The 9,559-nt window shown below is 72.0% G+C and carries 8 protein-coding genes; 6 read left to right on the top strand and 2 right to left on the bottom strand.

Features of this window, described 5'->3' with window-relative positions; all coding sequences use genetic code 11:
- From ACVNF4_RS27420 to ACVNF4_RS27395, 6 genes are all read left to right on the top strand, one after another.
- A partial coding sequence (locus ACVNF4_RS27420) for a hypothetical protein (RefSeq protein WP_461805552.1) occupies positions 1 to 1,323 on the top strand: 1,323 nt, incomplete at its 5' end.
- Between the two features lie 183 nt (positions 1,324 to 1,506).
- Entirely contained in the window at positions 1,507 to 2,934 is a 1,428-nt protein-coding gene (locus tag ACVNF4_RS27415) for an alkaline phosphatase PhoX (protein WP_461805551.1), read from the top strand.
- Positions 2,935 to 3,277: 343 nt separating this feature from the next.
- Entirely contained in the window at positions 3,278 to 4,828 is a 1,551-nt protein-coding gene (locus tag ACVNF4_RS27410; protein WP_461805550.1) for a TROVE domain-containing protein, read from the top strand.
- A 100-nt stretch (positions 4,829 to 4,928) separates the two neighbouring features.
- Positions 4,929 to 5,576, top strand: coding sequence for a GntR family transcriptional regulator (locus tag ACVNF4_RS27405; RefSeq protein WP_461805549.1), 648 nt, complete (start codon positions 4,929 to 4,931; stop codon positions 5,574 to 5,576).
- 72 nt (positions 5,577 to 5,648) lie between these two features.
- Entirely contained in the window at positions 5,649 to 6,665 is a 1,017-nt protein-coding gene (locus tag ACVNF4_RS27400) for a 1-aminocyclopropane-1-carboxylate deaminase (RefSeq protein ID WP_461805548.1), read from the top strand.
- Between the two features lie 400 nt (positions 6,666 to 7,065).
- Entirely contained in the window at positions 7,066 to 7,623 is a 558-nt protein-coding gene (locus tag ACVNF4_RS27395; RefSeq protein ID WP_461805547.1) for a TetR/AcrR family transcriptional regulator, read from the top strand.
- Between the two features lie 96 nt (positions 7,624 to 7,719).
- On the opposite strand, the gene ACVNF4_RS27390 is transcribed toward ACVNF4_RS27395, so the two are convergent.
- Together ACVNF4_RS27390 and ACVNF4_RS27385 are read right to left on the bottom strand one after the other, a co-directional pair.
- Positions 7,720 to 8,880 (bottom strand): hypothetical protein, encoded by a 1,161-nt coding sequence (locus ACVNF4_RS27390; RefSeq protein WP_461805546.1) that lies wholly within the window; start codon positions 8,878 to 8,880, stop codon positions 7,720 to 7,722.
- Positions 8,877 to 9,559 (bottom strand): 5-dehydro-4-deoxyglucarate dehydratase (locus ACVNF4_RS27385; protein ID WP_461805545.1); only part of this gene is annotated, 683 nt, incomplete at its 5' end. The genes ACVNF4_RS27385 and ACVNF4_RS27390, both read right to left, overlap by 4 nt.

Below are 9,559 nucleotides of genomic sequence, written 5' to 3'. Positions count from 1 at the left end.
CGGCTCGCCCGGTGGGCCGGCCCCGGGTCCCGGGTGGACGCCGGGGGCGGGCTCGTGGACGAACAGCTGCCGGCCGCCGCCGAGGAACTGGGGCTGACCGGTCAGGACGCGGAGGCCTACGCGAGCGAGGCGTGGCGGGTCGCCGTGGACGCCGGGCTCGTAGAGATCGTCGACGAGGAGGCCGGCACCGTCCAGACCGGCGAGGACCTCGCCCTGCTGACCGGCGGCTCCCCGCACGACGTCCTGACCGTCTGGCTCGCCGCGCTGGAGACCGTCCTCGCCGACGCCAGCACCCCCGACCTCGACGAGCTCATGGAGGTCATGGACGAGGGCGGCCGGGTCGACTTCTCCGAACTGGACTGGGACCCCGAGGCCGAGGCGGACTTCCTCGACGGCGTCCTCGGCAACCTCTACCTGCTCTCCGTCAGCGAGGACGGCCCCGGCGAGGGCCGGGTGCCGCTGCCCGCGCTGGCCGCCTCCATGATCGTCCCCGGGGGCATGGGCGAGCCCACCAACGACGTCCTGGAGCAGGTCTCCGACGCGATGATGCGGCTCGACGACCAGTTCCGGCTGCTCGAACCCGTCGGGCTCGTCGAGTACGAGCCCGTCGACGAGGCGCTGATGGAGGGGGACGTCCCCGACGGCGTCGACGAGACGGACGTCTCGCGGTACGGGATGGTCCGGCTGACCGCCCTCGGGCGGTACGGGCTGCGGGCTCGGCTCCTCGACGCGGGGTTCGCCGTCCCCGCAGTGGGGGAGCTGGCCGACAAGGGAGCGGACGTCCTCCTAGACGGGACCGCCGGGTACGGGTCGCTGGCCGCGCGGGCCGAGACCGAGTTGTGGCTCGGACAGCGTCAACCCCTCGACGCGGCACGGGAGTTGCTGTCCGCCGCGCGGGGGGTCGACGAAGGGGGCCCGCTGCGGCGGCTGCGGTGCCAGCAGGCGCTGTCGCTCGTGGGGCCGGAGGCGGAGGCGGCCGTCCGGGAGGTGCTGGACGATCCCGAGCTGGGCGGACTCGCCCGGGTGTGGCTCAGCGAGGCGGGGTTCGCGGATGTGCCCGCGCCGTCGGAGGAGATGGTGTTCTGGCTGACGATCGACACGGTGGCCGCGCAGTTGGAGGCGGAGGGGAACTCGGAGGAACTGCAGGCGCTGGTGGAGGGGTTGGCGGCGCAGCACGAGGGGTTCTTCGCGGCGGTGTGGAGGGTGGGACATCCGGCCACCGCTGACGTGCTGGAGGCGATGGGGCGGCTGCATCCGGACAAGAAGGTGGCCAAGGAGGCTCGGAAGGCGGCATTCAAGGCGCGGTCGCAGCAGGGGGGTTGAGCTTTACGCGTGGGTGCGGGTTAGCTGTGGCTGGTCGCGCCCACGCGGCGGAGCCGCATATTGGATACAGCCCCGCGCCCTTTTAGCGCGTTGTTCAACCGGCGTTCAGATGTGCTCGGGAGGGTGTCGGCGGACCTTCGCGCGCCACCCTCCACGGCACCTCGACCGTCTCAGGAGAACGACATGTCGCTCACCCGCAGGGACTTCGCCGCCAGATCCGCGCTCACCGGGGCCGGGGTCGTGCTGGCCGGAGGCGCCGGTGCACTCGCTTCCGCGCCTCAGGCTCTCGCCTCCGCCGATGTCGACGGGTGCGAGCACGGGGGAGTCGGGTACGGGCCGTTGCTGCCCGACCCCAAGGGGCTGCTGGCACTCCCTGCCGGGTTCTCCTACCGCGTCATCACGTACAGCGGCCGAACCAAGCTGGAGTCCGGGGAGTTCACGCCGTCCAACCACGACGGGACCGCCACCTTCGACGGGCCGCGTGGGACGACGTTGCTGGTCAACAACCATGAGCTGAAGGGGCCGCGCGAGAAGTGGGCGCATCCGGTGCCGCTCGCCGAAGGGCTCGTGTACGACCCGGGTGCCTCCGGCGGGTGCACGGTGGTGGAGGTGCGGCCCGACGGACGGGTCGCGGAGTGGGTGGGGATCGCGGGCACGTCGACCAACTGCGCGGGCGGGCGCACACCTTGGGGGACCTGGCTGACGTGTGAGGAGAACTCCGACCGGGCCGGCACCAACGGGATGACCAAGGACCACGGGTACGTCTTCGAGGTCGACCCCATCGACCGGCGGGCCAACGAGAACCCCAAACCCCTCAAGTTCTTCGGGCGTTACGACCACGAGGCCGTCGTCGTCGACCCCAAGCGCGGGCACGCCTACCTCACCGAGGACGCAGCCGACCCCAACGGCCTGCTGTTCCGCTGGACCCCGCCGAAGGGCTTCGAGCACGGCCGGGGCAAGCTCCGCACGCTCGCCGACGACGCCGGGGTCCTCCAGGCGCCCAAGTGCTTCGACTCCGGCGGCAAGTTCGTCGACGACCTCTCCCGGGCGACGAAGATCGGCACGGTGTACGGCGTCGACTGGATCGACGTCCCCGACCGCGACGCCAAGACCGTCGCCGTGCGCAAGCAGTTCGGCGAAGGGGAGATCACCCGCGCCCGTAAGCTGGAGGGCATGTGGTGGGGGGACGGCGGCGCCTACGTCGTCTCCTCGTACGCCCGCTCGGAGAGCCCCGTCCAGCACGACGGCCAGGTCTGGTTCTACGACCCCAAGCGGCGCACCCTCACCCTGAAGGTCCTCCTCGGCGTCAACCCCGACCCCGCGAAGGACGGCGCCTTCGACGGCCCCGACAACATCACCGTCTCCCCCTACGGCGGCCTCGTCATCGCCGAGGACGGCGACGGCGTCCAGCACCTCTTCGGCGCCACCGACTCCGGCCGCACCTACCCCATCGCCCGCAACGAACTCAACGCCGGGACCGAACAGGAGCCGGAGTACAGCGAGTTCACCGGCGTGACCTTCTCGCCGTGCGGGAAGACGCTCTACGCCAACATCCAGACGCCGGGCATCATGCTGGCGATCACCGGGCCCTGGAAGCGGCAGCGGCGTTAATTCGTTCGACCCCCACGGGCCGCGCCTCCTAGAGTCGGAGACACGAAAGCGACGCACCTCCCGGTGCGCAGACGGCGGTTACTTCTCTCCAAAAGAACCCGACACCGCAGTCGACTTGATCTCGGGAGGCGCGGCTTGTGGTGGGTGCCCGGTGCGCAGGCAACGGTTACTTCGGGATCCGGTCCTTGGAAAGGGTGCGGGTTCAAATCCCGTCATCGGCTTGAGGTCGGTGTGGCGGAATGGCAGACGCGCCGGAATTGTACCGTCGCCGACTCCTGACCTCGGACACCCTCCACGCGCCGTGCCTCCCCCCTGACTCACTGAATTTCGGGGGGAATTCACCATGTCCCGCTTCAACACCCGCGCCACGAACACCACGAAAGTGCGGACGCACGAAGGCGGCAAGGGATACACGCGCGACCCGCGCTCCGAACTCTTCCTCCTCGCGGTCGCCAACTTCGTCTCCCAGGAGACCTTCTACGAGTCCGGCGCCGACCGCGACGACCGATACGCCACCCTCATAAGGAAGTTGGCGGTCACCGACCCCGACTGGACGGCCGGACTCCTGCGCTGGCTGCGCGGCGAGGGCAACCTCCGTACGGCGGCCGTCGTCGGCGCCGCCGAGTACGTGCACGCGCGCCTCGCGGCCGGTGCCACGGACGGTCCCTCGAACCGGAGCGTCGTGGACTCGGTGCTGCAACGCCCGGACGAGCCCGGCGAGTTGCTCGCGTACTGGACGGCGATGCACGGCCGGAACATCCCCAAGCCCGTCAAGCGCGGCGTCGCCGACGCCGTACAGCGGCTCTTTCACGCCAAGTCCCTGCTGAAGTACGACACTTCGACGAAGGGGTACCGCTTCGGCGACATCCTCAACCTGGTGCACGCGGCGCCGGACCCGGCGAAGCCCTGGCAGGGCGAGCTGTTCCGGTACGCGCTGGACCGGCGGCACCACCCGGAGACGGCAGTGGTGCCGGAGTCGGCCCAAGTACTCGTCAAGCATCGGGAGTTGATGGAGCTGCCGGTCGAGCGGCGGCGCGCGGTCGTCACCGCGTCCGACGGTGCCGAGCGGCTCGCGGCGGCCGGGATGACGTGGGAGGCGCTGGCGGGCTGGTTGCAGGGTCCGATGGACAAGGCGGCGTGGGAAGCGGTCATCCCGTCGATGGGTGCGATGGCGCTCGTGCGCAACCTGCGCAACTTCGACGAGGCCGGTGTGTCCGACGAGGTCGCGGCCGAGGTCGCCGCGCGGATCAGCGACCCCCAAGAGGTCGCGCGCTCACGGCAGTTCCCGTTCCGCTACCTCGCCGCGTACCAGCACGCGCCCTCGCTGCGCTGGGCCTACCCGCTGGAGCGGGCGCTCGGTCACTCGCTGGCCAACGTGCCCGCGCTGCCCGGCCGCACCCTCGTCCTGGTCGACCGGTCCGGGTCGATGTGGTCCCCGCTGTCGGAGCGTTCGCAGCTCAACCGGGCCGACGCGGCGGCGATCTTCGGCACGGCGCTCGCGCTGCGCGCCGAGGACGCGGACCTCGTCGAGTTCGGCACGACGAGCCGGCGCCTCGACTTCGGCGAGGGCGAGTCGGTGCTGAAGATCCTGGAGCGCTTCGGCGACCTGGGCGGCACCGACACGGTCTCCGCGATCCGGTCCCACTACCGGGGCCAGGACCGGGTGTTGATCGTCACCGACGAGCAGTACGCGTACAGCTCGCACGGCGACCCGACCTCGCAGGTACCGGCTCACATCCCGGTCTACACCTGGAACCTGGCCGGGTACCGGGTCGGCCACGGCCCCTCCGGACAGCCCAACCGGCATACGTTCGGCGGTCTTTCGGACGCGGCGTTCCGGATGGTGCCGCTCCTGGAGCGTGCCGAGGCCGCCGACTGGCCCTGGACCGTGTGAGACCGAGGCCCGCACTTCGGACTTCGGGGGAGTGCGGGCCTCGCCCTTGTTCTGGATCTGCCCTTGTTCTGGATCTGACTGACATCTAACATTTCAATTCATGGAAGCCATAAGACCCGTCGGCCGCACCCTGCTCAGGGACCGCGCCTGTGACGCCATTCGGGACGCGATCGTCAGCGGGGAGATCGAACCCGGCGCGGTCGTGCGGGACGTCGATCTGGCCGAGCGGCTCGGGCTCTCGCGGGCGCCGGTGCGGGAGGCGTTCGCCCGGCTCGTGGAAGAGGGGCTACTGGAGAGCAAGCCGCAGAGCTACACGCGGGTGACCCCCGTGGTCGCGAGCGAGGTGCGCGACGCCGCCGCCGTCGTGGGTTCCATGCACGAGTTGGCCGCCCGGGTCGCCGTAACCCGCCTCGCCCCGGCGGACATCGCGGCCATGCGTGCCGCCAACGAACGGTTCGCGGACGCCGTCGTCGCGGGTGACGTCGACGCCGCGCTCCTCGCCGACGACGAGTTGCACGACGTCCTCGTCCGCGTCAGCGGCAACCGCGCCGCCGCCGCGACCGTCGCCCGCTACACCCCCCTCATCCGCCGCCTGGAGCGCCGCCGGTTCGGCGAGGGCGGCAACTGCCGTTCCGCCGGGCTGCACGAGCAGTTGATCGACGCGTGTGAGGGCGGGGACGTGGCTGGGGCGGTGCGGGTGACGGCGGAGATCTGGCGGGGGCTTGAGGAACTCGCAGACCTGTCCTGAGCGGGGTGCCCGCGACGAGACGGTGGGCCGCCTGCAACGAGATTTGCCGGAACGCGATCTGGAGGAAAACCCATGTCCCTCTCCTCGTACGACCGTTACCCCCTTCTCTTCGGTCCCTCACCGGTCCACCCCCTGGAGCGCCTCACCGCTCACCTCGGCGGTGCCTCCCTCTGGGCGAAGCGGGAGGACTGCAACTCCGGTGTGGCGTACGGCGGCAACAAGACGCGCAAGCTGGAGTACCTGGTCGCCGACGCCCTCGCCAAGGGGTGCGACACGCTCGTCTCGATCGGCGGGGTGCAGTCCAACCACACCCGTCAGGTCGCGGCCGTCGCCGCCCGCGCCGGGCTCAAGTGCGTGCTGGTGCAGGAGAGTTGGGTGGACTGGCCGGACGCCGTGTACGACAAGGTCGGCAACATCCTGATCAGCCGGCTCGCCGGGGCGGACGTACGGCTGGTGAAGGCCGGGTTCGGGATCGGGTTCAAGGAGAGCTGGGAGCAGGCGCTGCGGGAGGTCGAGGAGTCGGGCGGCACGCCGTACGCGATCCCGGCCGGGGCCTCCGACCATCCGCTCGGCGGGCTCGGGTTCGCCGGGTGGGCGTACGAAGTCGCCGAGCAGGAGCGCGACTTGGGCGTCTTCTTCGACACCGTCGTGGTCTGCTCCGTCACCGGCTCCACACAGGCCGGGATGGTCGCCGGGTTCGCCGCGCTGGAGGAGGCCGGTGGCCGCCCGCGCCGCGTTCTCGGCATCGACGCCTCCGCGAAGCCCGCCGAGACGCGTACGCAGATCGCCCGTATCGCCCACAGCACCGGGCAACTCATCGGCGTCAAGCGTGAGTTGACCGAGGACGACGTCGAGCTGGACGAGCGCTACCACGCCGGGGTCTACGGCGTCCCCGACGACACGACCCTCGACGCGATGCGCCTCGCGGCCCGCACCGAGGGGATGGTCACCGACCCCGTGTACGAGGGCAAGTCCATGGCGGGCATGGTCGATCTGGTCCAGCGCGGGGAGATCGGCGCCGAATCCACCGTCCTGTACGCGCACTTGGGCGGGCAGCCGGCACTGAACGCGTACAGCGCGTTGTTCTGAGCGGGCCTGCGCGGGGCAGTGCGAAGCCATGCCGGGCGCTTGCGGGGGCGCGTGGTCTTCTCCCGCCGGACGCGCAGGAGGCTGTGCCGGGTGCCTGCGAGGGCGTGCGGCTTTCCCGCGCCGGGAGGTTGCACGGCTTTCTCGCTCCGGACGCCTGCGGGGCCGTGCAAACTTCCAGTGTCGGGCGCCTGCGAGGTCATGTGGCCTTCCGGCACCGGCCGCGCGCGGGGCCTCCCCGCCGGTGTCCTGGCCGGTTCGCGTGTTCCGGGCGTCTTCCGTGGGGCAGGCTGACAAAGGAGGCGTCCGGCTGGTGTCCGTGGGGTGAGGTGGTGGAGCATGCGGGGCAGCACGGTGTGCCGGATGAGGGAGCGCCCGTACGGGTTCGCGAGGAGTCAGCTGGATGACGCAGGTCAAGCCCATGCGGGCGGACGCCCGCCGCAACTACGAGCGGTTGCTGAAGGCCGCGGCTGAGGCGTTCGCCGAGCACGGGGAGCAGGCGTCCCTCGACGACATCGCCAAGCGGGCGGGCGTCGGCTCCGGCACTCTGTACCGCCATTTCCCCACCCGGCAGGACCTGTTGGAGGCCGCCTACCTCGACCGCGTCGAGGCCCTCGCCCTCCGCGCGGACACCCTCGGCGCCGAACTCCCGCCCGGCGAGGCCCTCGCGGAGTGGCTCCACGAACTCTGCGTCGGAGCCATCCAGGTACGCGGCATGAGCGCGCTGCTGGGGTGCGCGACCACCGACACACCGGCCAGCGCCTGCGGGACGCGGATGCAGGAGGCGGCCGGGCGGCTGGTCGAGCGGGCTCGGGAGGCGGGGGTCCTGCGGGGAGATCTGTCGACCACCGATGTGCTGCGGCTGGCCCAGGGGGTGGCCATGGCGGCGGAGCCGGGGGAGGGGGACGGGGCGCGGGTGCGGCGGTATGTGGAGGTGCTGGTGGTGGGGTTGCGGGGGTAGGGGTGGGTCGTACCTGAGCCGCCCCGCCTCTGCCGTGCCCGCGCCCGGCACCCGCGCCGCAGGCCAGCCCCTCCCGGGCCTCCCGCCGTCCGGCGCTCAGCGCCTCGCCAGCACCCCCCGCACCACCTCCAGATCCGCGTCCGAAGCCAGCCCCGCGTGGTACAGCCGCAGCTCCGTCGCTCCCAGCGCCCGCGCGCGGACGGCGTCCTCCGCGAGGTCCCCCGGGCGTCCCCCCATCGCGGAGACGATGCCGAAGTTGGCCGCGACGACGGCGGCGTGGCCGGTCTCGGTGAAGGGGGGCAGGAGTTCGGGTCCGCTCGCGCAGGGGACGACGACGCCGTCGGCGACGGAGAGGATGTGGGCGGGGTCGACGCCGGGGTTCGCGCCGACGTGGTACGTGACCGGGTCGGCGTGCAGGAGGATCTGGAAGCCGGCCGGCGCCGCCGCGCGGACGGCGTGCACGGCGGCCTCCTGGAGAGTGCGGGCCGTTTCGTCGCGCCACGCGCGCGTGGCCGTCGCGTACGTCTCGCCGAGGAGCTGCTCGACACCGGCCCAGCCCTTGTCGTCCGGGGCACCCTTCCACAGCGGGTCGAGGGCCTGGCGGACGGCGGCGGCGAGGGCGTCGGGGTCGGTGTCCTGGGCCGCGTACCCCGCGCGGCAGACGGTGCAGAAGCACAGCGCCATGAGGTACATCCCGGCGTCGCCGAGGGGCACGCCGCCGGTCTTGTCGTGGGCGTGGAGGTGCTGGAGCCCGTACCAGCCGAGGGACTCCAGCTCGGTGCCGGCCGCGCCGGGGCGCACGGCGGCCTCGGCGGCGAGGTCGGTCAGGTACGCGCGCGTGTCGGGCTGGGCGATGCAGGGCGCCCAGGTGTAGCGGTCGCCGTACGCGTTGACGACGGACGTCGTGGGGTGCTCGGCGCCGAGGCGGGAGTTGTGCGCGAGGACGACCCAGGTGTGGATCTCCAGGCCGGCGCCGGAGAGGGCCTCGGCGGCCTCTGAGAAGGCTTCTCCGGGCGCCCAGGCCCCCGCGGGGTACGGGCGGAGGGTCCGGCCCTCCCAGCGCGTGTCAGGGCCGTACAGGACCGCCGCGTGCTCGGCCGTGACGATGCGGTGGGAGGGATGGCGTGGCGTGAGGGCGCGCGTGGAGTGGTACGAGGAGGCCAGGGTCACCTGCTCCACGCCGAGGGAGGCGATCCGGGCCGGGGCCCCGGGATCGCCGTTCACGTCCCAGGGGTAGACGAACGTCGACGCCTTCACTCGGTGCCCTCCTTCAGGAGCGCGTGACCGCGCTCGATCAACTCCGCGAGCTGTTTCACATGCTGCTCGGCCGGTTCGTGCAGCGGGGGCCGCACCTCGCCGACCTCCAGGCCGCGCAGACGGACGGCGGCCTTGACGAGGGAGACGGCGTACCCGCGCCCCTGCGCGCGCAGTTCGACGTACGGCCGGAAGAACCCGTCGAGCAGGCGGTGGACCGTCGCGTCGTCACCGGTGCGCAGCGCGCGGTGGAACGCGTTCGCGATGTCCGGCGAGAAGCAGAAGACGGCGGACGAGTAGAGGTCGACCCCCAGCGCGCGGTAGGCGAGCTGCGTCTGCTCGGCGGTCGGCAGGCCGTTGAAGTACAGGAACTCGCCGGGCACCTCGCTGCGGACGGCGCTGACGATGCGCTGCATCAGGTCGAGGTCGCCGTAGCCGTCCTTGAGCCCGACGATCCCCTCCGTGCGGGCGAGTCCGACGACCGTCTCCGGGGTGAAGACGGCGTTGTCGCGCTGGTAGACGATCACCGGGAGCGGCGTCGCGGCGGCCACCTCCCGGTAGTGCCGCAGCAGCCCTTCCTGCCCGGCGACGACGAGGTAGGGCGGCAGGACGAGCAGCCCGTCGGCGCCCGCCTCGTGCGCCACGCGCGCGTACCGGACGGCGAGCCGGGTGCCGTACCCGG

The sequence above is a fragment of the Streptomyces sp. S6 genome, assembly GCF_054880855.1.
The sequence above is the reverse complement of the archived record's forward strand: the minus strand, read 5'-3'. Positions and strand labels throughout refer to the sequence as shown.